This is a genomic window from Paraburkholderia sp. SIMBA_054 (assembly GCF_046534875.1).
In the GTDB taxonomy this organism is placed as follows: Bacteria; Pseudomonadota; Gammaproteobacteria; order Burkholderiales; family Burkholderiaceae; genus Paraburkholderia; species Paraburkholderia hospita.
This window is the reverse complement of record NZ_JAWRXV010000001.1, coordinates 340,755-363,813: the sequence shown is the minus strand read 5'-3', so window position 1 is coordinate 363,813 and position 23,059 is coordinate 340,755. Positions and strand designations below refer to the sequence as shown.

20 protein-coding genes and 2 pseudogenes are annotated in these 23,059 nt (G+C 60.4%); 16 read left to right on the top strand and 6 right to left on the bottom strand.

What is annotated here, in order from left to right; all coding sequences use genetic code 11:
• Window positions 1–109: 109 nt before the first annotated feature.
• From SB822_RS02110 to SB822_RS02045, 14 genes are all read left to right on the top strand, one after another.
• Complete coding sequence (locus SB822_RS02110) at window positions 110–1,267, top strand: hypothetical protein (protein ID WP_410853964.1); 1,158 nt, start codon at window positions 110–112, stop codon at window positions 1,265–1,267.
• A gap of 220 nt (window positions 1,268–1,487) precedes the next feature.
• Window positions 1,488–2,324 carry a hypothetical protein gene (locus tag SB822_RS02105; protein WP_410853963.1) on the top strand — a complete coding sequence of 279 codons (837 nt, stop codon included), beginning with the start codon at window positions 1,488–1,490 and terminating at the stop codon, window positions 2,322–2,324.
• A 189-nt stretch (window positions 2,325–2,513) separates the two neighbouring features.
• On the top strand, window positions 2,514–4,055 hold the full coding sequence (locus SB822_RS02100; protein WP_410853962.1) for a DNA cytosine methyltransferase: 1,542 nt from the start codon (window positions 2,514–2,516) through the stop codon (window positions 4,053–4,055).
• 736 nt (window positions 4,056–4,791) lie between these two features.
• Window positions 4,792–5,226 carry a hypothetical protein gene (locus tag SB822_RS02095; RefSeq protein WP_410853961.1) on the top strand — a complete coding sequence of 145 codons (435 nt, stop codon included), beginning with the start codon at window positions 4,792–4,794 and terminating at the stop codon, window positions 5,224–5,226.
• A gap of 217 nt (window positions 5,227–5,443) precedes the next feature.
• Window positions 5,444–5,725: a helix-turn-helix domain-containing protein gene (locus SB822_RS02090; RefSeq protein WP_410853960.1), complete on the top strand. Its 282-nt coding sequence runs from the start codon at window positions 5,444–5,446 to the stop codon at window positions 5,723–5,725.
• Between the two features lie 88 nt (window positions 5,726–5,813).
• Window positions 5,814–6,221 (top strand): hypothetical protein, encoded by a 408-nt coding sequence (locus tag SB822_RS02085; protein ID WP_410853959.1) that lies wholly within the window; start codon window positions 5,814–5,816, stop codon window positions 6,219–6,221.
• A 73-nt stretch (window positions 6,222–6,294) separates the two neighbouring features.
• Window positions 6,295–6,657: a hypothetical protein gene (locus SB822_RS02080; RefSeq protein ID WP_410853958.1), complete on the top strand. Its 363-nt coding sequence runs from the start codon at window positions 6,295–6,297 to the stop codon at window positions 6,655–6,657.
• A 354-nt stretch (window positions 6,658–7,011) separates the two neighbouring features.
• Complete coding sequence (locus tag SB822_RS02075) at window positions 7,012–7,812, top strand: hypothetical protein (protein WP_410853957.1); 801 nt, start codon at window positions 7,012–7,014, stop codon at window positions 7,810–7,812.
• A gap of 355 nt (window positions 7,813–8,167) precedes the next feature.
• Complete coding sequence (locus SB822_RS02070) at window positions 8,168–9,067, top strand: hypothetical protein (protein ID WP_410853956.1); 900 nt, start codon at window positions 8,168–8,170, stop codon at window positions 9,065–9,067.
• Window positions 9,068–9,185: 118 nt separating this feature from the next.
• Window positions 9,186–9,326: a hypothetical protein gene (locus SB822_RS02065; RefSeq protein ID WP_410853955.1), complete on the top strand. Its 141-nt coding sequence runs from the start codon at window positions 9,186–9,188 to the stop codon at window positions 9,324–9,326.
• Window positions 9,327–9,591: 265 nt separating this feature from the next.
• Complete coding sequence (locus SB822_RS02060; protein ID WP_410853954.1) at window positions 9,592–10,233, top strand: hypothetical protein; 642 nt, start codon at window positions 9,592–9,594, stop codon at window positions 10,231–10,233.
• A 269-nt stretch (window positions 10,234–10,502) separates the two neighbouring features.
• The gene (locus tag SB822_RS02055; protein WP_410853953.1) at window positions 10,503–11,639 is read left to right on the top strand and encodes a hypothetical protein; all 1,137 of its coding nucleotides are present in this window, start codon (window positions 10,503–10,505) and stop codon (window positions 11,637–11,639) included.
• Window positions 11,640–12,121: 482 nt separating this feature from the next.
• Window positions 12,122–12,820 (top strand): hypothetical protein, encoded by a 699-nt coding sequence (locus SB822_RS02050; protein ID WP_410853952.1) that lies wholly within the window; start codon window positions 12,122–12,124, stop codon window positions 12,818–12,820.
• Window positions 12,821–13,221: 401 nt separating this feature from the next.
• Window positions 13,222–13,893 carry a helix-turn-helix domain-containing protein gene (locus SB822_RS02045; protein WP_410853951.1) on the top strand — a complete coding sequence of 224 codons (672 nt, stop codon included), beginning with the start codon at window positions 13,222–13,224 and terminating at the stop codon, window positions 13,891–13,893.
• Between the two features lie 1,629 nt (window positions 13,894–15,522).
• On the opposite strand, the gene csf3 is transcribed toward SB822_RS02045, so the two are convergent.
• Window positions 15,523–16,242, bottom strand: a complete 720-nt coding sequence (gene csf3, locus SB822_RS02040) for a type IV CRISPR-associated protein Csf3 (protein WP_410853950.1) — start codon at window positions 16,240–16,242, stop codon at window positions 15,523–15,525.
• Window positions 16,239–17,261, bottom strand: a pseudogene (csf2, locus tag SB822_RS02035) (type IV CRISPR-associated protein Csf2); the annotation flags it as partial. The pseudogene csf2 and the gene csf3, both read right to left, overlap by 4 nt.
• 89 nt (window positions 17,262–17,350) lie before the next feature.
• Here csf2 and tnpA point away from each other — a divergent pair.
• Together tnpA and tnpB are read left to right on the top strand one after the other, a co-directional pair.
• Window positions 17,351–17,842 (top strand): IS66-like element accessory protein TnpA, encoded by a 492-nt coding sequence (gene tnpA, locus SB822_RS02030; protein WP_007743596.1) that lies wholly within the window; start codon window positions 17,351–17,353, stop codon window positions 17,840–17,842.
• Window positions 17,842–18,177: an IS66 family insertion sequence element accessory protein TnpB gene (gene tnpB, locus SB822_RS02025; protein WP_410853949.1), complete on the top strand. Its 336-nt coding sequence runs from the start codon at window positions 17,842–17,844 to the stop codon at window positions 18,175–18,177. Before tnpA ends, tnpB begins: the two co-directional genes overlap by 1 nt.
• 34 nt (window positions 18,178–18,211) lie before the next feature.
• On the opposite strand, the pseudogene csf1 reads toward tnpB, so the two are convergent.
• The 4 genes and pseudogenes from csf1 to csf4 form a co-directional block, all read right to left on the bottom strand.
• Window positions 18,212–18,826 (bottom strand): annotated as a pseudogene (gene csf1 / locus SB822_RS02020) (type IV CRISPR-associated protein Csf1); the annotation flags it as partial.
• On the bottom strand, window positions 18,823–19,551 hold the full coding sequence (csf5, locus tag SB822_RS02015) for a type IV CRISPR-associated endonuclease Csf5 (protein WP_410853948.1): 729 nt from the start codon (window positions 19,549–19,551) through the stop codon (window positions 18,823–18,825). The pseudogene csf1 and the gene csf5, both read right to left, overlap by 4 nt.
• A gap of 119 nt (window positions 19,552–19,670) precedes the next feature.
• Entirely contained in the window at window positions 19,671–20,066 is a 396-nt protein-coding gene (locus tag SB822_RS02010) for a hypothetical protein (RefSeq protein ID WP_410853947.1), read from the bottom strand.
• A gap of 313 nt (window positions 20,067–20,379) precedes the next feature.
• Window positions 20,380–22,854 (bottom strand): type IV CRISPR-associated DEAD/DEAH-box helicase Csf4, encoded by a 2,475-nt coding sequence (gene csf4, locus SB822_RS02005; protein WP_410853946.1) that lies wholly within the window; start codon window positions 22,852–22,854, stop codon window positions 20,380–20,382.
• Between the last annotated feature and the right edge of the window lie 205 nt (window positions 22,855–23,059).

Here is a 23,059-nt window from a genome sequence, read left to right as displayed (position 1 = left end):
TTTGAGCGGATCTACATACCGGCGATTCCATGCAGACCAATCAAAAGGTCATCTGTCAAAAGCGTAGTACTGCAACTGTTCAACCCGCCGGCAGGTTGGGGCGTCATCCTTGGCGCACATTATCATCTGCGCGCTCTCGGCGCGCAAGGACTGCCGGCAGATGCTGTTGCGATCATTTTCGGTCGTCGCGCGCCGCCGGGCTGCCTGTTGCATACCGCGTGCGCGCCAGCTAGAATTGGAGCCTGCCGTTAGATCGGCATTCAAATCGCCTGCCATAAAGCGCGTCCGCGCCCATCGCTTCATCCCAGCATCTTCTGGCCAGCGCTTAAAGAACGCTCGCCAGAGGCCGCATCCTCTCCGGTTTTTAACGCCTGAACGGGCAACAAGGAGAGACACAATGAATCAGCAACAAGGCGCGAACATCGTTCTGGAAGGTCAGAAGGAGCAACGTGCGACGGTCGCCGTCAAGATCGCCTTCGATCACGTGAAGCGCCTCTATCCACAGGTGACACGGGTTGCTTTCGACGCAGACCAACGCTGGACGTACGACAACTCGGCGGGTGACGCGCCGGAGTTCAACGGTGACGTCGACGTGGGGCTGCTGGAGGACGCAGTCGATTCGCTCACGACATTTCCGGTTACCTTCACGATGGACCAGATCGGCATGCTCGGAAAGGATCTGCTGTACAAGGTCGTCGAGCTGCTCGAAAAGCGCTGGAAGACGGGGGGATCGCCTGCCTGCGCAGTCGAACTGCTTCTGTGGGAGGTCGACAGCCTGCGTGCGGGCACCTTCAACGGTTCCAGCTCAGTCGCCAACCTGCTGCTTGAAGCGACGGACCTGCTCGACTCGTGGACGGAGCATCAGAGCCGCCGTTGGCCGGCGTCGCAGGATGAAATCCATGTCAAGCGGGAGGCCCGTGCTTTTGTGGCGCTCGAAAATGCCGGCGAGCAGCAGCTGACCGCTCCCGTACCCGCCACGGCTGCCATCGGGTTGACCGTGCGCGAGGTGCTCCATCTGCCGTCTGCAGACGGTCACGGTGAATACGATCGTTTCGCCCTCGCGCCAGCGGGGATGACGTCCGAAAGTGCGCGCGATCGCGTGAACTCAGAGATCGCGCGAGCCAACCGCGAAGCTGCGGCTGGCGAGAACGGCACCTGTCTCGACGGCAAATGCGTCGAGGACTCGCTCAAGGCGGTGCTGGAAAATGAAGGTTTCACGTTTGTGAAGCCGACGATGACGCGCTGCTGGGACGAGCATCAGGGCTAAAGATCTGATGGGCCGGCGCCGTCCACGCCATTCTTCCTCCGGGCTGAATGGCGTGGTTCGGCGCCGCGCGTTTTCCCGAACATGTCGGCCCGCCGCCAGCAAATGAAACGCTTCCGCCTCTGGCGCCGTCTGGCCAGCGCTTAGCGAGCGCTTGCCAAACGTCGTCCTCTCTCCGGTTTTCTAGCGCCTGATCTCAGGCATACAACAGGAGAGCCTCAACATGAATCAGAAAATCACCCGGACGAGCGATCCGGCACAGTCTGCATCGCAATTGCTGCAGGTGCCGGAGAACTCGAAGCTGTCGTACGTCGAGCTCCGTGTCGCTGCTGAGAAGGGCAAGATGGTCGTTGGTAAGGCCATGCTGTGTCTGAGCACGGGCATCGTCTTCGATGCAGTGGCCGTCGACAACGGACTGCCGGGCGAAATCGCGCTGGCTACCGAAATTCGCCAGCCGAGTAGCGGGCACGTGGCCGCGGTCCGGTTTTTCGAGACCGTCGGTCGGTTCCAGCTTTCGAATGCGACTGATCTTGCCGGATTCGACGGGTATCAGGGCGCGGCATCTGGTAAGGCTCTTGCGAGCGGCGGCAGTGCAACGGAACTGGTTGAACTGTCGTTCAAGGGCGTCGCGCAATTTGTCGTGATCTATCGCTACGCAAAGAACGTGTACACCCATCGGATTGCCAGCCACATGCTCAAGCTCACGCTCGCACAGGTGGGCATGAAGGGGCGTGCGGCTGAGCCGAACCGGCGCGATGCTGTCGCCTTCGCAACGTACGTGGCGGCAGGGCTGAAGCTCATCGCGCAGGAAACGTCCGAGACGCGGATCATGGAAGTTGCGACAGCTGCCTGCACGCCTCTCGAGGTGTCGCTCGCGCCGTTTGACCAGTCAGTGGAGCAGTGCCTCGCGAAGTTCGCCGATATCTGGCGAGAAGAGTTGGCCCACACCCCTGAAATCGCGTTCAGCCATGAGTTGCCTCTGAACGAAAGCAATTTCCTGACGTACGTCGCGGAAGCGGAACTCGGAATGCGTGAGCGCATCCGCGCGTCGCTTTCGTGATCTAGCAACGCCGGAGCCCCCGGCCCATCGCGCACCTTCGGGTGCCGATGGGTCCGCTGGCGCCACGCGCGCGCCGCCATCCGTCAATGCGCCTTCCGGCGAGTGCTCAAAGCCTGAGCCCTCGCCTGAGGTCGCACCTCTCCAGCCATTTTCAACGCCCCAAACGGGCACCCACTGGAGGGAAATCCGATGAACACGCAACAATCCGGTTTCACGGGTCGTATCAAACAGATGATCGGCTCGGCACATCACGCGGCCGTCGTATCGTTGCAGAACTACAGCATCGGCGGCCAGGTTCTGCGTAGCCGTCTGAACGTCGAAAACGCGCGCAAGCTGCAGTCGTCGGGTCTTACGCCCGGCGCGCGATTCACGGCGCGCTACGCCCCTGGCATTATCGAGGTCGTGAAAGACGAGACGGGCACCAACGTCGTCTCGCCCAAGCGATTCTTCAAGCGGGATGGCAGCGTCGAACTTGGCGGCCGGATCGATCTGCGGTCGCTGCAGGTTCACGAAAATCTCGCGGGGCTGGAGAGCGTCATCGCCCTGTACTTGCCCGGGCGGGTCGTGTTTATGCATCTGCCCAGCGTGGCGCGCAACTGCGATCGCATCGAGCGGCTGCTCTATGCAGTTCACTCGGGCAAGGTCCGTAGCGTCGCGCTGTATTCGGGAGTTGGCACGCTGGACGCGGCGCTGCATGAAGGCTTCGCTACGGCGGGACTCGCCAGCGAGACGGTCCTTGCGAATGACTCGTGGGAGGGCGGCATCGATTGTCTGCTCTCCGATAATCCGGCGAGTACGCAAGCGACAAAATCCTTCGCCGGCGGCATCCAGGAATTCATCGCGTCGGGAATGCGCGTTCCGGAGACGACGCTGGTTTCGCTTGGTGTGCCTTGTCGGGGTGCGTCGCGTCTTAACGTTCAAACTCGCGACCTGCCCGAGATGCACGCTGAAGCAGGCCATCAGGTTCTGAACGCGGTCATGGCGATACAGCAGCTCGAGTTCCCGCCGCTGGTGCTCGTCGAAAACGTCCTCGCGTGGACCGATACAGTGTCTTTTAGCATGCTACGTCGTGTTTTGACCGAGCAGGGTTACCAGACGATGCTGGTGGGTGGCACGGACGAGCAGGGCGTCTACACCGGGCTGAACTCCAACGACTACGGTGACATCGAGCGACGCGTCCGCATGGCCCTGCTGGCCTATCCGGCTGGCATCGACCTCAGTCTGGACGGTATGCGCAAGTCTGGGCCGTCGACCCTTATGGTGGCCGATATCCGGTTGCCGGAAGAACTGGTTGACCCGGCGGAGTATGAGAAGGGCGCCCATCTGTCGTCCGAGCAGAAGATCGCTAACGGATGGCGCATGCGAGTGGTCGACGATACCGACAACAGCACGCCGTCGCTGTCGGCTGGATGCTGGAAGCAACGTGTCGAGGACGCGCGTTTTCGTCACCCGGTAGACCCGTCAAAGTCGCGTCTGCCGATGCCGGAAGAGCACGCGAAGCTGAAGGGCCACGATCCGAAGATCGTCAACTCGCTGATGATGAACTCACACGCTCACACAGCGTTGGGGAACGGAACGGCGAAGCACTGCTGGGTCGAGTTTGCACGTGCACTTGGCGAAGAGTTGCGCGCCAAGATGGGCGATATGGCCGCCTATCTGCGTCGCATTCAGACAGGCGTGCCGGTACCCGTGCAAACCAGTGAGCCTGATCTGTTCAGCCTGTTGCCTTAGGCACGAAGCCGGTGTTCCCTCATTGGGGGATCTGCCTGCCCGTCGACGGATGAATCAGCAATCCGCGCCCGCTGCTCCTCCCGACCAAGGGAGGGCAGCGGGCTTTTTTTGTCTCACCAGCGCGCCGCCTTTTTACGAACGGGGAGAATGCGCTTGGCTGCGGGTCCGTGCCCCGGCGATTTCTTTCTCTCTTGACAGCTGCCCCGGATGTCGTCGTATGATTGCGTCGCTTTCCTGGTGAGCGCTGCGGCGATCGCAGAACACCCTCACCCGAATGTTTCCTGGCCCCTGACTGGCGAACTTTAAATCTCGGCGCGACGCCCTTGTTGCGCCTTCATAAAGTCTCGTCCGCGCTTGGCGCAAAGGAAACCATGCTGAACCCATCCTCCCAGGCTCAACGCCACCCCCTGAAATTCTCAACTCCCCTTCGTAACGTGATCTGGGCGACATTCCCGTTCAACGGTCGACGCGGCGTCTACGTTGCTGTCGCGCTGATCAGCGGCGAGCTCGAAGTCGCAGTTCGATGCGATGGCGGCGTCCGCTGGGTACGCGCATCTGACTGTCTCACGGATGCGGAAGCTCGGTCGTGGACGCGGATGGGATTCAAACATACGCCATGAACCCGAGCTGGTCGCGGCCGTCGTCGCTGCGTTGGGACGGCATCACGACGGAGCATGAAAAACGCTTTGTGAAAAGCATTTCCGAATTCTGAATCCCTGAAAACCGAGGTGTTGATATGAAGAAGTTGCTGCTTGCCGTCCTCTTCTGTGCGCTATCGCCGTCTGTCTTTGCGGTTTGCCAGATCCAGATGGTGTATCAGCGCGGTCCTGCTGAAGACCTTTTGAAGCGACATTGGAATGAGTTCAACGTCCCCGACTACGACTCAATGTGCCTGAAACTGCAGCGCGCAAACGCAGCGATTGAAATCGCCGCGGACGCAAAGGTTTTGGCCGGAACCTCGATCGGCTTCGCGCGATTGAGAGTGGTCGACCGCAGCAGCGGGCTTGGCACCATTGACTACACGAATGGGCACATTCGCACCGACCCGTACGCCAGCCAGGATGAAGCGGACAAGCTAATGTTGCTGGCGGTCCAGGATTCGCTGAATGATTGGACACATTTCGATGGCGCCGTGGCGAGCCTGGTCGCCGCTCGGAAGAGCCTTCGCTGAGGAGTCTCGCGTATGCGGCACGGCGAAGGCCGTGCTGCAGCTAATCCGACCATTGTGTGGCGCGATCGCGGTGAGGACAGGGCGGGCGCGGGGTGTGGTGGCATCTGGCGCTCTCAGTCAGGGAGCAATCGCGACAAATGGCCGGCGCCAGCCCGTCATATAATCGATCAATCCACCGCGCGCACAGGCGCAACGTAAAACGAAGGAACGGCTGTAAATGACCCAGGCTGATGATTCGATACTGGACCTCTTTCTTGGTGCCCGAATTCGCCAATGCCGATTCGAGAAAGGACTCACTGTTGAGGCTCTGGCTGACGCAACCGGCATTGAGACAGGTGTCATCCATGAGCTGGAACGGGGTGTAGCGCACGATGACCTGATGGGAACCTTGTCGGTGCACTTCAAAGTCAGTGCATTGTGGCTGGTCACGGGGCTGGGCGAAAAGCACGCACCGGATCTCGGTGCGAGAATAGTCTTAAACCCCGACACGCTTCAGTGAGAGATTTGCAAGTGAGAAACTGGCAAGAGGGAACGAGGAGTTCGCTTGCCGGCAAAACACGAGAACCGGCAGGTGATACGGAGTTTTCATGATTTCTTTTATTCTTCGCTGTCTGTTCAGCTTCGCCTTACTCAGCAGCCTTCCTTATTCGACCTCGCATTCGCATGTCGACGTCCTCGACCCTCATCCTTGTCTTTCCCTGATAGGTAATTCTCAGTCACAGGCGGATGGCGCGTGCATCTATCGCGATGTGTCGCTGCAGGGGGATGTGATGGCGCGCCGCTACTGGATAGGCGGAGCGGACAACGTTCAGGTCGAAGCGCGAGACGCTCAGGTGATCTCCGGTTCAAACAATCAAGGCGGGTGGACATGGAAGACATATCTGCTGCTGCTGGGGGCGTTCATACCGTGGATTTTGTCTTTGCTTGTGTCGGCGATGGGACTGCTGGAACGAACTGGGTTTGCCGACGGCAGGAAACGAGCGAACGTGGGCTGAATAGCTCCTCACACTGAAGGCGAGTCTGGAGCGTGATCGGCACCGGCCTACAGCGCTCAAGGAGAGTCGGAAAATGTCGCAAGACACACGACCAATAAGCGAACAAACCGCGACTTTGAACGATCTGCGACAACGAATGACGGATGTGCTTGGCGCCGATTTGATCGTCGTCACGTGGATCAGTGGAGACACCCTGACGGCGGCTGTTCGTCGGAAAGAGGGCCGACCCGGTCGCGATCCCATTTATGTCGATGGTATGTTCGTTGAGGTCAGGATGAGCGATTGCGGACCAATGCCGGCTCCTGATCTGCGCGCGGCAGAAATCCTTTTTCCAATTATCGAACAAACGAAATTGATGGGCGCGCTGGACGATAAGACGCTCATCCAGTACTTGGCCGACCGCCAGCGCTTCGTCGAGCGCGACGCCCTCAGTTGACGTCGGCGGGTGCCCGCGCGCGGTTCGCAGCGGTCTCTGCCCGGCGGCCGATCGCGTCCAGCGGACATGCGGGCCAGGCCGCCCAAAACGTGTCACCCCGGGCGAGCGTCCTGGGCGCGCGAGGGAATCTGGCGCAAGAGTGCGTGCAGGATCGCACGCGCGGTCACGTCGTGAGCTACAATAGCTCCCGGCCGTTCAATCGGCATTTCGCGTCCAACATCCGGTGCCTCGCGCACCGCGTCACAAGTTCAGTATCCGGCAGAACTTCCGGTCAGCGGTCATTGAGCGCTCACCCGAGGTATGCCGCTCTCCGGCTTTTTTAACGCCTGTTTCAGGCACGACACGGAGAGAACCATGAACTCACAGCAGAACAAACACATCGTTGAAAATTCGTCGCAGGCGAGCGCATACCGACTTTCTTCGCTCTCGGTGGGTGATGAGGTTTTTTGGATCGATCCGGACGCCGGCGCATGCTCGGGTTATCGCACGATCTCCGAGATTGTGTCTGACTCGGGAACCATCGAAAGCGACCAGACGGTCGTGCGCCTCGCAGACAATGGCAGCGTGACCGAGGCTTTCGCCGGCGAAATATCCTTGCTTCGGCGTCTGACGCACGGGTACGGTAACGCCATCATGGTGCTCGTCGCCGATCGGATGGGCCTGGCACCAGCACTCGTCGCAGAGTCGTCGCGCTACCTGATGGGCGGAGACATCCATCCCATGACCGGTGCGGCGATTGAGCGCGAAGCGGTGGCCATGAATGAGCGGCTGCGGGTCGACGCCGGGTTCATCGCCCAGGCCAACACCTATGCGCAGGAACTGGCGGCTCAATACGGTTTCGCTGTACGGAAGGATGGCGACGGCACCAGACCTCAAGCGCACGAGACCGGCTCCAGGCCCGCTGCGCTCGAAGATGGACAGGCTGAGTCGGCACAGAAGGAGACTTCCACTACGTCGGCTCCGCGTGTAACAAAGGATGAGCAGGTCAAGCGAGCTATCCGGAAGTTGTCTCGCAACCAGCTTATCCACCTCATTGACGAGGCCGAAGGAGTCGGTTGTTGGGATGAATCGGACAAGGACCAGCTCCGCTCGGAAGTAACGCGGTTGCTCGACACCGGGAAAATCACGTCAGCAGAGATTCTTGATCTGGCCTGACATCGGGGCTGCAGCCTCACGGGGACGCGCTCCCTGTGGGGCGCTCCCCGACATGTGAGGTGCCGGGTACCGCTCAGGCGCCGGTAGCACTTTCCGTAATCTCCATGGTCGCTGTGTACGTCGGGAAGATCTCAACTCTTCTTTACGCGAACGTTGCCAGTTGCCTGCAGGCGATCGAGGTCGCTAAAATGGCGGCTGCCGTTCGATCGGCAGCCAAAACATCCACTGCCTCCGCGCACATCAGCATTTCGCATCCGGCACACTTCCGGTGAGCGCTTCCCGAGCGCTCACCCGAAGCACGTCCGCTCTCCGCTTTTTTTCAATCGCCCCTTCAGGGCAGAACAAGGAGAGAAACATGAACACGAAACATATCGACGCTGAAAAGGCGGCCAAGAACCACGCAATTATCGAAAACGGTGAAGAACTCGCCGTTGATGGGGCAACGGCTGCGCACCTGGTCGCCTTTGGTCTGATCTACGACCAGCAAGACCCGCCCGGGGCGCAGCACTACCACATCGTCGACGGATACTCATGGCCTGAGGTCGACGTAGCGGTTGCGACGGTGCAAGTCCAGTCGGAGCGGGCAACACGCTTCGACCGGCAGCTTGCGAGCGTCATGGAAGGACTGGAAGAGTACTACCCCGGCATGCTGGGGCGGCGCGATCAGATTCGCGGGCTTGTCCAGCCGACGTATCGGACCACGGGCAACGATCAGTCCGATTACGAGCTGTTGCGTGAGGTCGTCGAGAAGGCCTACAAGGAAATGGCAAAGCGCCAGGATCTTGCCAGGATTCGTGTCGAAACGGCCGCAGATCGCGCGGTCCAGTGTCATCAAAGCGGCGATAACGAAGAAGCGATGACCTCGGCGGTCTACGCAGGTCGTTTCGGCCAGCCGGCCCCGGAAAGCATCGCGGGGATCGCGGTGCTTGCCTCCTGGTTCAAGCGCGGTGAGTCCCTCGCCCAGTTTGATCCGGTTACGCTCGATATCGTTCGTGTCCCGCCGCAGTCAGACGTTCCGAACGAAGTGAAAGCTGCGTTTACGCACATCAAGTCGCTTTATCCGGAGGTAACGCACGCAGGTCTCGTACGACAAGGACGGTTTCTGGCGTTACTCGGACTCATCGCTGGACTCGCCGACCTTCTCGAAGGCAGTGAATCTCGATCTTCTGGGCGACGCTTTGCGGTCGGTCGTTGCGCTTCCCGCCACATTCGTGTGCGACGCGCAGGGAAATCTGGTCGTCGCCGCGCGTGCTGAGGGAAGTTCGGTCGCGCACCAGCGTACGATCGAGCTTTGCATTCGCGCCGCACACGCGCACGGCAAGGACGACGATCCGGACCACGAGGTAGGCGATCTGCAGGACTGTGCCCGTGAAATGTGGAATCTGATGACGCCCGCTCAGCAACAGGCGTTCATGGCGAGCAAAAGCGTGCGGGAGCGACTGGAGATCGGTCTGTCCGAGTCGGAGTTTCAGCTTTTCTATCCCGACGCGGATGCGCCGGCCGTGGCAGGCTGAAGTTCCGATCAGGTCCAAGGAGTTTCGCGCGTAATCCATCAACCGGTACTGAATCCCCATCGCTTCTCCCAACGGAGAGGTGATGGGGCATTCGATGATCCGAGCAACGACTGCCGTCAGAAAGCGCGCCCAGCAACAGGTTGCGCACCCTCGCATACCGACCACAACGACCTTCTGGCTAGCGCTTATCGAGTGCTAGCCAGAAGTTGCGCGTGCTCTCCGGATTTTTCTAACGCCCTTCGTGGCAATCGACAGGAGAGAGTCTATGAAGATGCAAGCAGCTGAATTCCTCATCGCGCCGGTGACGGATGAGAAAGAGGGCGTCATACTCGCGCTCTTGCGTGAGGCTGGCTATCTCAATGGCCAGGGGAAAAGCGCAGAGGTCGGCGAGCGAATCTCCAACGTCATCTGTCTGCTTGAGGCACGAGACGGGCAGACGCCGGAGCAAACTGAAGCGGCAAGCGGGATGAGCGACCAGGACGTCGTTGCAGGTGCGGAACGAATGGCCCGGATTTACCTTAAGTCGCGTGGCTACAGTTTCACCGGCGAACTGGTCCGAAATAACAGGAGCCCGCGTGGGGAGCAAGCCTGGAGCGTCATCACCCGGATGCTCGAGGAATACAACGGCACCGATCTCGTGAGTGCCGTCGATGAAGTTGACGGTGGCGCTAGCAGCCCGGATATTGCCCAAGCCGACGACGGTGGTACGCCGGCCGTAAGCGTGCATGAATGGGTGACGCAGGAAGCCGGCAACTGGACCGTCCGTCGTGGGGACGTCATGTACAGCGTGTTCCCGTGCGAGGATGGCCTCTGGCAGGCATGGGGTTTCCACTTCGGTGGACGGCGGCTCGGCAAGCCTCAAAGTTTCGAGCGCGCAAAAGCGCTGTGCGAGCGTCATCGCTGGTGATGCGCTGCCCCTGAAATCGACGCCCGCCGCGCGCTCCCGAAAGGGTGCGCCGGCGAGTTCTATCCCGACACGCAAGTCGCCAGACTCGCCGGTGCTCGCTTCCGTGAGAAACCACCGGCCATCCACGCTCGCTATCATCGACCCACGATAGCAATCCACTTCCCAAGGCCTTTCACGGGGACTTCAGGCCAGCGCTCGTCGAGCGCTCACCCGAAGCCGCTCTCTCTGGTTTTCATAACGCCCGACACGGGCACCGAAGGAGAGAATCGATGAATCAGCAACTGAATGAGAAAGCGAGCCTATGCGCGGCCGCGGTCAATGTTTCAACGGGGATCGCGAGTTTCGACAACGTACTGCCGGTTCAGTACGGACCTTCGCGGGCCTGTGCTGAGGTGCTTGCGCATGTACGCACGCTCCCTTATGGCGAGATCGCCGTCGAGGTGACCATCCGCCCCAACGGAGACAGGTGGCATCATCTCTACGTGTCTCTGGGTGGCGGCGAATTCACCTCTGAGAGCATCGGCAAAGCGCTGCCTGAGGAAGGTATCCTGCGCTCGAAAGCGACCGGGATGGCCGCCGCCGCCGTCGAAAAGAAGCAGACGTTGGCGCAGCAACATGCAACCGCGCTTTCGGAGCGCCAGCGGCTCAACGAGGAGAAAGGTCTCAGGATCGGTCGGCAGTGGTCTGGCGCACAGGCGTACGTCCAGGGCAGGAAAGGCTTGACGACGTATGACAAGGCCACGATTGTCGCAATCGATGATTCAGGGTTCGTGACGGTGGAATGCTACAAGCGCGGTATGCGCGCTCCCGAGCGCATCACGGCCGACGCCAATTCCCGTCTCTTCGAAAGTCTTCCCGCGAAACGGGAGGTCAGCCAGCCCACGAAGGATAAGCTGGATGCCCTCGCGCCTGCTGTGTACCGCTCCACGTCTGACGAGGCTGGAATCTCATACGAGAAGCTCACGAACGGGTCATGGTGGCAGCGCAACGCCTCCGGCGAGTTGATTGCAACAGGACCGTCTGCCGCGCCGGCGCCCGAGTTTCTCGACGACCTGGTCGTTGTCCCGGCGAAGGATCAGGGTGCGCGAGCTCGCGCAGCAAGCGGCGCGAGGCAGCGCGACGTTGCGCAGGCTGTATTCGAAGAGTACGACTTCGGTAACGGTTTCGTGGTGCACGGTGATGATCTCTGGGAAATCGGCGATCAGTGCGTCTGTACGAAGATCGCCTACGTCGAGTACCCCGATGACGGGCCGGACTGCGAATCGCACAAGGTGCAATTCCATGTGCGGTTCAACCACGATGGAACATTCGCAGAAGCTCTTGCCCGGGATATGGTCACGGGCAGTCTGATCGGCGAGCGCGTGGTGAGTCAGGCGGCGAGACAACTCGACCTGCTTGCTCTTTAGCGTGGTGTGACCGGACTTCATGGAGGGGGATCGGGGCGAGTGACGGATAACGGCAGCGCCGCTAACCATTGCTGGCTGTCGTCTTTGGACGGCGCACGACACTGCGGAAAAAACCCCGGAGAAAAAAGGACGGCTGACCTGAAAGGGAAGGCGCGACGACTGGAAAGTCGGTTTGCATCGACGGTCAGTACGCTGGCGCGAGCGATAGCGGAGCTGGACGCCACGCGGAGAGTGCTTCAACAGCTGACCTGACGGCTCTTATCAAAGTTGGACGACTGCCCGCTTGTCTCCCTCCGGGGGACAGGAGGGCAGACTACTTCGATGGCACCGGCACCCCGCGAAAAATCCGGCACGGAAATCTCCTGCCCAACACGCAAAACCAACCATCCGGCCTGCTCGGGCCAGCGTTCACTGAGCGCTATCCCGAGGTTGTCGCCTCTCCAGCTTACCAACGCCCACCTTGGGCAACGAGGAGAGAAACCATGAATGATCAGCAAGACCAAACGGCTATCGACGTGAAAAAGCGCATCGTCGCAGTTTTCCAGCCGCAGGCCTATATCAACAACCACGCAACGGATATCGACGGTCAGCAGGACGTCGACGTGACTGAGCAGGTGCTCCGGCTGAGTCTGGATAGCGTGTTGGCCCTCCAGGATTACAGGGACTCGACCGAAAATCTGGTCGATGCGGAAAAGCTTGGGCATGACGGCCCGTTCACCGTGCGAGTCGTGGCCAGCGTCTGCGATTACTTCGGTGTCAATGAACTGCGCGACATTTCCGCTGACCGGTTCGCCGCGGCCCAACAGGGAATTCAGGCAACGTCACCCGCTACGGCGGCCTCAAGTTTGACTGACGATGAACTGGCAGATAAGGCGCTGGCGGATTACAACGCCGTAACCGGAAAGGTCATTGAGGTAGAGAAGATTTCCGGATATGACGAGCACGACAATTCGCATGATCTGCTGCTGGCGCCAGCAGCGAAGGTTCGCGTTTTGACAACAGATCGAGCCAGTATTGTTCGCTGGTGCGACGACTGGATGGACCCGTGTTGGGATGTTGAACTTGCTGAGCCGCATCCACAGGTCAAAAACCTGCGATCTCTTTGGGTCTACGGACCGTCGTACCACCCCGACGGCAGGGTCGAGGCTGGCGATCAGGCTGTGGGTCAAGCGGTCGCTTAGATCCTGAGGCTGACGACGCACCAGCGCAATATCCTGCGCCGCACGCTATGCATTGGACTGAGCCGCAAACCGCGCCCACCGTGTTCCCTACCCAGGGAGCCGGTGGGTTTTTTCTTTGGCGGCGCGGATAGCGAAATTTCGAAATATCGATAATTCCGCTGCGACGACGGGATCTCGCCCGGCGATTCGGCGAGGTTCTGGTGAGCACCGCTTCCGCGCGTTGTCGGCGCTGGGCAGCTGGCGACGCAGAAAAAACGGAGTGCTGCCCCTGAACAAATCGCGCACTGTGCCGATTAAGGCCGTGTACTCGGCACGACTGCGATGTTCCCGTCCATATTTCCCTGCGATAAGGTGGCGTTGCACGAGCTACAACCTGGCATGCAACAGACACGAGGAGTCCAATGCTGAACGATTTTGGAAAGATGGTCCGTCAGTTGCGTATCGAGCAGGGCCTGCTGCTCAAGCATATGGCCGACGCGCTTGAACTCTCATCGGCACAGTTGAGCGATATGGAGGTGGGCCGCAAGCCTCTGACAGCCGAAATCGGACATAAAGCCGTCGCGTTTTTTGCTCCTCTCGTGGAGTCTGATCGGCTTGGCCAGTTGCGGGCGGTCATAGACGCGACGCTGGCTGCCCCCGGCGCTGGCGTTCACACGGACGCGGGTAGCGCGCCATCCCGTCTGGTGGCCGCGTTCTCGTCAGGAACAGGTTCAGATCGAGGCGGCCCTGAAGAAGGGACAGCAGGACGACCTGCCGGCGTTTTGCGGACTGGGGTTAATCATCCTCCCGAGTGGATTATCGCGGACTACGCAACTTCTCAGGACTATCGCCGCCTAGCCGTTCTCGCGCGCACCGCAAGCATCATCTGTACGGTCGATTACCATTTTCGCGATGTTGGCATTGTCCGGGATGTTGGCCGCACGCAATATGCACTGCGCCGGGATGAGGAAATATTCGAGGTGAGCGCGCGAGGGATTGGCTACGTCTACGCGTTTGGCGAAGACGAGTTCGTTGCGCTTTGCGCCGCACGAAATATTGAATTTATCGAGCCTCGACGTATCACGGGAGATTGACAGAGATGGAACGGAAGCGTCGCCTTACGATCATCGGTGCTGTTGTGTGTGCGGTTGCATTCATCGGCTATAACGCGTACGAGAGCGCCCACCTAAAATGTGAACCGGGCGGACAGAAGATCGTTACCCGGTATGTGAGCCCGACATTCTCCATCGCGCTATGTGTGCGGGAGATCCATCTCGCGCTGCCACGCTAAAACCAAAATTAGTCGTCGCGTGCTTTCTCGGGATCCCGGGGCTGCGACCTGCACATCCAGCGTCGCAATCCTTCAACCCCCGCATGAGCGGGGAACCCATTTATCCTGTGGGTCATCTCGCAGAGTCCATCACCTTCAACCCCCGCATGAGCGGGGAACACGGAATACCAACAGCGGCCCGATCAGTTGCCAGCCTTCAACCCCCGCACGAGCGGGGAACACGGGAACACGGACTATTCTGATTGCTGCTTGTGGCAGCATGCTTCAACCCCCGCACGAACGGGGGACAGACATTCTGCACGGGTGAACCGCCGAAAAGCAATCCTTTAACCCCCGCATGAGCGGGGAACACCTGTAGGTCGCCGCGCGACCTGTGAGTGACATCCTTCAACCCCCGCATGGGCGGGGAACACCAGCGTGTCTCAAGCGCGATCTGTGACTCATTTCTTCAAACCCCCGCATGAGCGGGGAACACTGCGACGACGGACAGCGGCATGAAGACGTCTGCCTTCAACCCCCGCACGTGCGGGGAACACGTAAGCCGTGCCCAGCGCGTCGGGAACCTTGTGCCTTCAACCTCCACGCGAGCGGAGAATAACTGGAATACGCTGCGCCGCCGGCCAGCTACATCCTTCAACCCCCGCACGTGCCGAGAACCCGATGAATGCGTCGCGCGCATTCGAAGAAGCACACTTCGACCCCCGCACGCGCGCGGAACTCTCGATCTCGAACAGATACACCTGCGTAGCCATCCTTCAACCCCCGCATGAGCGGGGAACACGATTCAATTGCTCGCACCGTGTCAGCACGCAACCTTCAACCCCCGCATGAGCGGAGAACACCGGAGGATGCTATGCACCGGTCCCCGCTTCATCCTTCAACCCCCGCATGAGCGGGCAACACGGAAAATTAGCGTGCAGTTCGATTCTGGGTCTCCAACCTTCAACCCACACATGAGCGGGGAACACCATGCGCGGATCAGTTCCTTGCGGGCTTTGGCCTTCAACCCCCGCACGTGCGGGGTCAAGATGAGCACGAAGAAACTCGATGGCAGTCCCTTTCAGCCCCCGCACGAGCGGGAAGCGCGATGACTTGGGAAGTGAGCGTCCCTGACGGTACCTTCAACCCCCGCACGTGCGGGGAACCCTCACTGATGACCTCGCCAGACGGCGGCGTACTTCTCCAACCCCCCGCACGAGCGGGTAAAACCTCGATCTCACCAAAGCCGAAGCTCGTGCCCCTCTTCAACCCCCCCGCGCAGCGGGGAACACCGCCACCCGGGCAATTCCCGTCCACATCCGAACCTTCAACCCCCGCACGTGCGGGGAACCCCGGCGGTGTCTACATCATTGACATCCGCACCCCCTTCAACCCCCGCACGTGCGGAGAACACACTGGGTACCCACCATGCAAGTCGGCCGCGCATGCTCGATCACCCGCCGAAAAGCTCCGGCCGTGCCCAGGCCGGTCCGAGATGCTCCGGCGCCCAGTAGGGCGGATGAACCGCGAGTTGCAGCGATTCGGCGCCTTCGTGTGGCCACGGCAGCACGCGCTCCTGCCAGCGGTGAACCGCGTGAGGATCGTGCTCGATGTCGCATCTCACCACTGCGCCATGCCCCATTCGGCCTTTCGCTCCAACGTGTGTGACGTGAGTAACCAGCAGTTCGAGCAGCCGCTCCTTGTCACCGATGCACCACGCTTCGACAGTCGAAACCGACTTGACCGGGTAAAATTTGAACTGCTGCTTGAATGGGCCGCGCACGGTGTCGAGCTTTGGGGAGTGCGAATGGGGTTTCAGGGGCAGGCTGAAGCGCCCGTCGATCTGGCCTGCCTCGACGCGAGATGCATGGTCATACAGATCGGTCTTGCGGGTCCAGTAACGTATCGCGTGAGTCGACGGGCCCGACGACCGCACAGCGGACGCCTGCCATACCCACTTGCCGTCGCGTTCTTCACGCCCCAACGGAAGAGGGCGCGTGGCCAGTTCGCGAATGTTGGCCTTTGAGGCCGCGGCTTCCTCAACGCTCATTGCGGCGAGTGCTTCCTGAGTCTGCGCCCAGGCCACGAGGGAATCGAGGTGAAGCGGGTGTGCTCCGACGACGATGGGAGATGCAAGCTGCCAGGTCAGCTTGAGAGGCTCGAGAGACATCATTCCACCTCGGCGGCTTCGGCTTTCCCGCGAGCCTTCGTTTCGCGCGGCACGAAGAAAGCGAGCATCTCGTCGGCGGACAGTTGTTTCAGCGACTCGCTAGCCTTGTCGATGAATGGGAGAACCTTGTCGGTGAAGTCGGCGTCGCCTGCGGCCCAGTCGCCTTTAAAAATCGGGAACGTTTCGTCGTCACGCGTAAGCGTCAGGTTCGCACGGAACTGACCAAGGCCAGCACGAACGACGCCGCCCAGCTTCTGCTCGCGAACCAGAGAACGCAATGCCAGCAGCGCAAGACCGATATGCTGGTCCCGGATATCGTTGTCGAAATCGATCTTGCAGAACAGGGGCGTGCCGGTGGCGATCGTCTCTATGACGAAGATGTTCTGCAGGCCCGCCTGCTTGGCCTGTTCATCCTCGCGGATTTCACCCGCCTTGACCCGTGCCTTGTCGGCCTTGCGCACCGCGCGTGCACCCAGAATAGTTTCCTGGTATTCGAGCACGGCTTCTTCCGCATCTTCGATGTATTTCACGATTTCGTCCGGACGCGCCACCGTCAGCACGTCGTCGCGACGATACGAGGTCGTCTTCGAAACCAGCTGCCAGCCTTCGATCGGCTTCCGGGCACCCGTCCTGTCGTGGTAGGTCGGCACGAACGACAGTTCGCCTTCGTCACCGTATTCCTTCGGCACGCTGCCCGCGGCGATGGTGTCCGCCAGCACCGGAATGAGATCGGCGACCTGGAAACGGCTGCGCAGAATCCGCGCGCCTCCGCCGAACAGCCCCATGTAGGCGTTTTCGCGCGCTCGAAGGATTTCCTCTGCGGAGAGATCGGCGGTGTCGGGCGAGTTCGTGATCGACCCACTGGTGAGGCCCGCATACAGGCCAACGCCCTTAAGCTTTGAGACGACAGTGATGTGATCCAGCACGATGTCGGCGCCATGGCGGCGCAAGCGACCGCGAAAGTCATTGCCCGGGAAGTACGGGATCATCTGCACGCCGTTGCGTGTCACGTACGGTGTCTTGACGTAAGCGGTAGTTCCGACTCATCTGGAACCGGTGTATTAGAAGGAACAAGATTGCGTCCGCAGCCACCACATTGCGGACGCAGCTTATGACTGACCTACAAACTGACTTTGACTTCCTGCCATTGCGGGTGATCGGTAAATCGGCCGACGGCAAAAACCGGTACGACCGTGATGGCAAGCGCAAGCTGATCGAAGCGTGCCAGAAGCCGGGAGCCTCCGTTGCCGGGCTGGCACTGAAGGCTGGCGTGAACGCCAACCAGCTTCGCAAGTGGATTGGCCTCGAGCGTAAAAAGACACGCTCCCGAACTGAGCGGCAGCCGACACCAGCCAGTGCGCCGGCATTTGTTCCTGTTCTGGAAGTGGTTGATGCCGAACCTGTGCACTTGCCTCACATGCCGTCCCTGCCCGACGCCCAGCCGGCTGCTGCACGGCGTGAACCGATGCGCCCATCGCAACGCCCGCCGTTGCCGTCACGCCTGATGGCGCAGTTGCCCAACGGGGTGAGTCTTGAACTTGAATGTATGCAACAGGACACGGCGCTGCTCACAGCGATGATCGACGCATTGAGGAGCCGGTGATGCTGCGCTTCGCTGAGGACCTGCGGGTCTATCTGCATCGCGAGCCGGTCGACTTCCGATGCGGCATCAATACCCTTGCCGCTCTGGTTGAGAATTCGATGCGACTGGATCCGCTCGCGCGCGCCGTGTACGCGTTTCGCAACCGTAAATGCAACAGGATCAAGCTCCTGCTGTACGAACGCACCGGCTTCTGGCTGTTGCTGCGCCGGCTCGAGCAGGACCGTTTCGTGTGGCCGCGACGCGATCAGGAAGTGATCGAGCTGACGACGCAGCAGCTCCACTGGCTGCTCGATGGCATCGACATCGACGCGCTTCACCGGGTGTCGCGGCGTTGATCAGGTCAATATCCGCCTTCACTTCGGTTCGTTCCTGTGCAAGCCTGTACAGGTCCGGTCGGATGATCCCGTGGTTGGTGTCGTCGAGGTCACGCGAGAGACGTACGAAAGGGCTTTTGAGTGGCGCAGCTCGGCGATTCTCCGATGCCGCAAGCGCCAGCCGCTGACAGGCATCACGAGCTGCCAGGAGAGCGGGCCGTCGCACCGTCAGACGCCTGTCGCCATACTGGACGAAAAACAGGTCGCGGGACGTGTTGATGGGTGCCCGCCAGACCACGTGCTGTTGCTTCTGGTCTGACTGCACGAAGACCCACGGGCTCTCCGGTGGGTTCAATAGAAAGAACGCAATGTCGTTATTCGAGGCGGCCTGGAAGACTCCTTCTTTGCATATGACCGCTTTGGAGTAGCGCATCATGAAATCCGGATTCCACGTCGCAGCGCACCAGCCATCGACAAATTTCGAGCCTGGCGATCGCAGCGCCCCGAAATCCATGAAGGAGTCTGGCGGCGCAAACGGCAGAACCGGCGAGCCAACCGCATAGCGGCACCCGCACATTGCACAGTTACCTTCCTTGGTGGCTTTGACAGTGCCGAGTGGTTGACGGCCAGCTGCTTCGACCGCGAGACGAGAGGGGGTTATCGCGCTCATGCCGCCATTCTCCGGGGAGCGGCCTGTTCGCGTCGGAAATTGACCGCGAGTGCTGCGAGATCCACGCCGATGCGACCGTAGCCGCGCGACGTCAGATTGCCCGCAAACCAGAAGCCGAGCAGCTCAGTCTTGACGGTGAACGACGCGTCGATCAGGTCAACGTATTCACCGGTTGCGCCCTGTGTTGTGCGTAATTCAAGGCCGCGCTGACGGAAGTCGTCATTGACTTTCAGATCCAGCGCATCGTCGCCCGGCCACGCGATGCCGTATTCATCTGCCTGGCGGTGAAGCCCGCTCAGGATTCGCTGGCGGATCAGTTCTTTCTGCTCGGTCTCGCGCGTGCGCTGGCGGCGTTTCTTGATGACCATCTCGCGAATCCAGTAGCTGCGAGGCGTATAGATTTGCGACAAGCCCAGCGTGTGCTCTTCAAATTTCACGGGCGTGACGCTGCCGCACAGATGGTGGACTGCGCGGACAGCATTACCCATCACCTTATAAAGCATATCGGCCCGGTCCTCGTCAGTGAGGATGCCGACCCAGCGACGCCCACCCACAAAACGGGTGCGTGGCATTCCCTGCGCCGGTTTGCCGGTGCTGTCATAGTGAAATAGCTCGGGCACATCCGATTGCCCATCAAGATCGCGAGCGACGTACTCACGGAACTGGGAGATGAATACCCGGGCGTCAGTGGGTAGTTCGATCCGTAAAAGGATTTGTTTCGACAAGTATTCCTCGCTTCAGTCATAGCTGTACCCGGTGCTGTGATCGCCCGCCGGGAAAAGCGTCAATGATCATATGGGGAAGGACTGCAATTGTCCCTCGCTCGACCCGAGCCGCAACTCTTCTAGTCCGCGCATTTGACGTTTCGAACCGGCACAAAATACGTTTGCACCGTGTCTCCGACACGATCTGTCACGCTAATCAGACCGCTACACGGGTCTTCCTTCGGATCAGGGAAATGTATTTTGGACAGCCTCGCGCTGTGCAGGCCGGCGGCCACGCTTCCCACGTATTCAACGGGCGCAAAGTCCGATCGGTCGCTCGTATTAATCATGAGGCTTACCCGTGCGGGCGCGGTCTTGTCGAAGTGCAGCGCATATGCCAGTTTGCCCGTGGCGAATACCGCCCGAACGTTGTTCTGACAAGCCGCATCGCAAGCATCGTCCGACGCTACCGGCGCGGCGTTCGATACCGACGCCATGGTTGCGCAGGCCAAGACTGCAGTGATGGTCTTTTTCACGAATCTCTCCTTAGTATGAGCAGGCGACTCCGACGAGCGGCAGCGTTCGACTTGCCCGCGATCAAAGCAAACCGCGCTGCGGCGGCGCGCGCGCATTAGCGCGGTAGCGCGAGCCGATGGAACCTTAATCGGTTCAGCAGGAGAAAAATTCAGGGGGACGGTAAGTTATTTTTCGCATCACCGTAGCGGCGCACTCGCCAGGGCTACGCCCAAGGTGCGCACTGCCCGGCACTTGTGACCAACGTGTCGAGGGCTGGACACTGATCGCGGATCCCGGTCCTCTATGGTTCGCAAACTCAGGTGGGTGGCTGGGTCAATCCCACTGGCCATCCAGTTCGATTAAAGGGTAGGGCGACATCATCTGCCTGAAAAGCGCATAGGATGCGCCCGCGCCCCCATCCTGGATTCGACCGTCGAGTACCCAGACCCTGCGGTTCTTCGGTAACCCGTCACGACGGACGAGCCGCCCAAGGCCCTGCTTGAATCGGATCGCCGTCTCGAACAGTTCCCATGGCACATCCGGACGGTTGTTCACCCGCCAGACATGGCTGATAGACTGATTCGTGCCAAACGGCAGCCGCGGGATGACCAGATCTGTCAGGACGTTGTCTACTGGCGCGGGCATTGTCTCCCCAAACATCTGCTCCCATGGATCGTGGCCGCCGACATCGAGGCCTGTCCACGCACCCCCGACGGACAGCCATACCGGCTTTTCACCACGGTGCCGCGCCTGCAGGAAGTCGCGCTTCTGGCTCGCGAGCGGATAACCCTGTACTGCAATCACAAGCGACGGGATCTCATCCCGGACTCGATCCGCAATGGCTTTCACGTTCGCATAGCTCGGCAACAGGACCAGCACACCGCCGTCTGCAGTAGCCCATATGCCCGCGATATAGGGAGCAAGGTTGTCGAGCCACTGTGCCTCGGCGACTGAATGTGCCAAAGGATCCAGTCGGTCGGCGCGGGTAGGGGGGCGCAAATCCTTCCCCTTACGCCCAGCCGTATAAAGGGCGGTGATCGGCGTGACGCTCCACGGCTCAGCCACCGGAGAGTATTCGGCCGCCCGTTCTTCCGGAATGCCCAGGCGCATTCGCTGATAGGCGGCCGACATGCCGTCGTGCCGCTTCAGGTAAAGCGTTGCCGAGAGAACCGCGCCCGCGTTCAGCGAAGCCCACATCGTCGTGAGCGTGCGCTCGACCGTCGTCGAGCCAAGATAGAGCGAAGGGAAGCGCAATTGCGGCGAAAAGCGCAGCCAGGCCGTCACATTCCTGCCGTTAATCGCCTTGAGCATTCCGATCGCTTGTCTTATGTGATTCCAGGCGACCAGACGCTCCTTGGGGGTTGACGCTCCCTGTCGTGGCTTGGGAATCTTGTCGAGGACAGTCAGCGCCGACGACAGAGCGTACCGTGCTTTGAGAACCTCATCAGCCGGCGCGTTGAGGTTGACCATATCCGTCCCGATCTGTCGGCCGCAGCGGCTGATTTCGTCGATGTATCCTTCGACGCGCGTGATGTCCTCGACGGTGATTCTTCCGCCACTATCCCGGAAGTCGTAGAGGTGCCGCACCAGTGGTCGGAGCGCAAGAAAGCTTGAAAGCGCATTGGCCACGTTCTGCTCGAAATCATGCCCTTCGTCAAGTAGAAGCGCCTGATAGTCAGGCAGCAATCCCTTCGTATTCCGGTAGATATCGACCCGTTCGCCGCTTAGCGCGTCGTATTCAAGGTCGAGTTCGGCCAGATCATCCTCATCGGCCTCCCGGCGAGCCTCCCGCAGGCTACGCGTGGTGTTTTCGATGGAGACGTAGTCGCTGTTCTTGCGTGCGGACCACTGGCGGATGCGCAGATCCTGGGCCAGCATGGCGTGCGTGCACAACAGAAGTTCAGTGCCCGGATCGGCATCATCGTCGACGAACTGTGCACTGTATGCTCTGTATCCACCGTCAGTCGGCATCGAGATAGCCGCCGCCAGACGCACGTCGTCCACGGGGAAAGTCGGTGCGATTTCGCTCAGCGCGTGGGCGAGCCACGGCACATTGATTGATCCAGCAGAAGGCCCGCCTGCCGCAAGCCACTCCTCCACTTCGGGATACCGCTCCGAGAGGGAAGGCGATCGCAACATCTGACGGAGGTCGTGTTCGCTCACGAATTCCTTGCGCCCGAACACCGTACGCAGGTGGGGCATGTCATTCACTTCCGCCTGGCGCTGATACTCCTGGGCAAACTGCCGCAAAAGCGCGAGCGTCGGTGCCGCGAGAACAACACGGCAATTGTGCTCAAACGCATAACGGGCTGCGCACGCAACCATCACGCGCGTCTTGCCTGAACCGGTGCCGCCCTCGACCAATCCGATCTTCCCTCTGGCGAGGGCGTCGCGCACATTGGCCGCCAGTTCGACCTGCCCCGGCCGGATGCTGGTGGAGGCGCCGGCGGCGCCGAGTTTGCGAACGAGCGACACGAAGGGGTCCGACTCGTCGACTGGCGTTTCGCGCGGGCCGCGCTCGCGCATGGCTGCGAGCAACCGTTTGGCCAGAGGACCTGCGGTGAGACCGGCAGATTTCATCATTGCGCCTGCAAGTGACGCGGCCGGTTGGGGCAAGCTCAGTGTGAAAGTTACGCTCTTGCTCGCGTCAGGCTGCAGCTCGAGTGGCGCCACGCCTTGCGCGACTGCATCCTTCAGTACGTCGCGTAGTGCAGCCTTGACTAGCGCCGGATCCTGCTGCTTCTTGATGGCATAGTCAGGAATCAGGCTCGGTAGCCAGGTTTCCGGAACTGAGAAGGTAAAGACCATCGAAATAACGCCTCCTTGTGCGTCCGGACGATTTTTTACAGGCATGGCGACGGAATGTCCGCAGCCGGCGCATAACGGCGACCGGTGTCTCATAATCGGCGGGAGGATCAATTTGTTCAGAGGGCTGCAGAGAAATTTTTTCGCTGACTACCACGTCAGAAAAATTTGCAGGGGCCCTCTGAACTTTTCCGGATTTGATCCGATA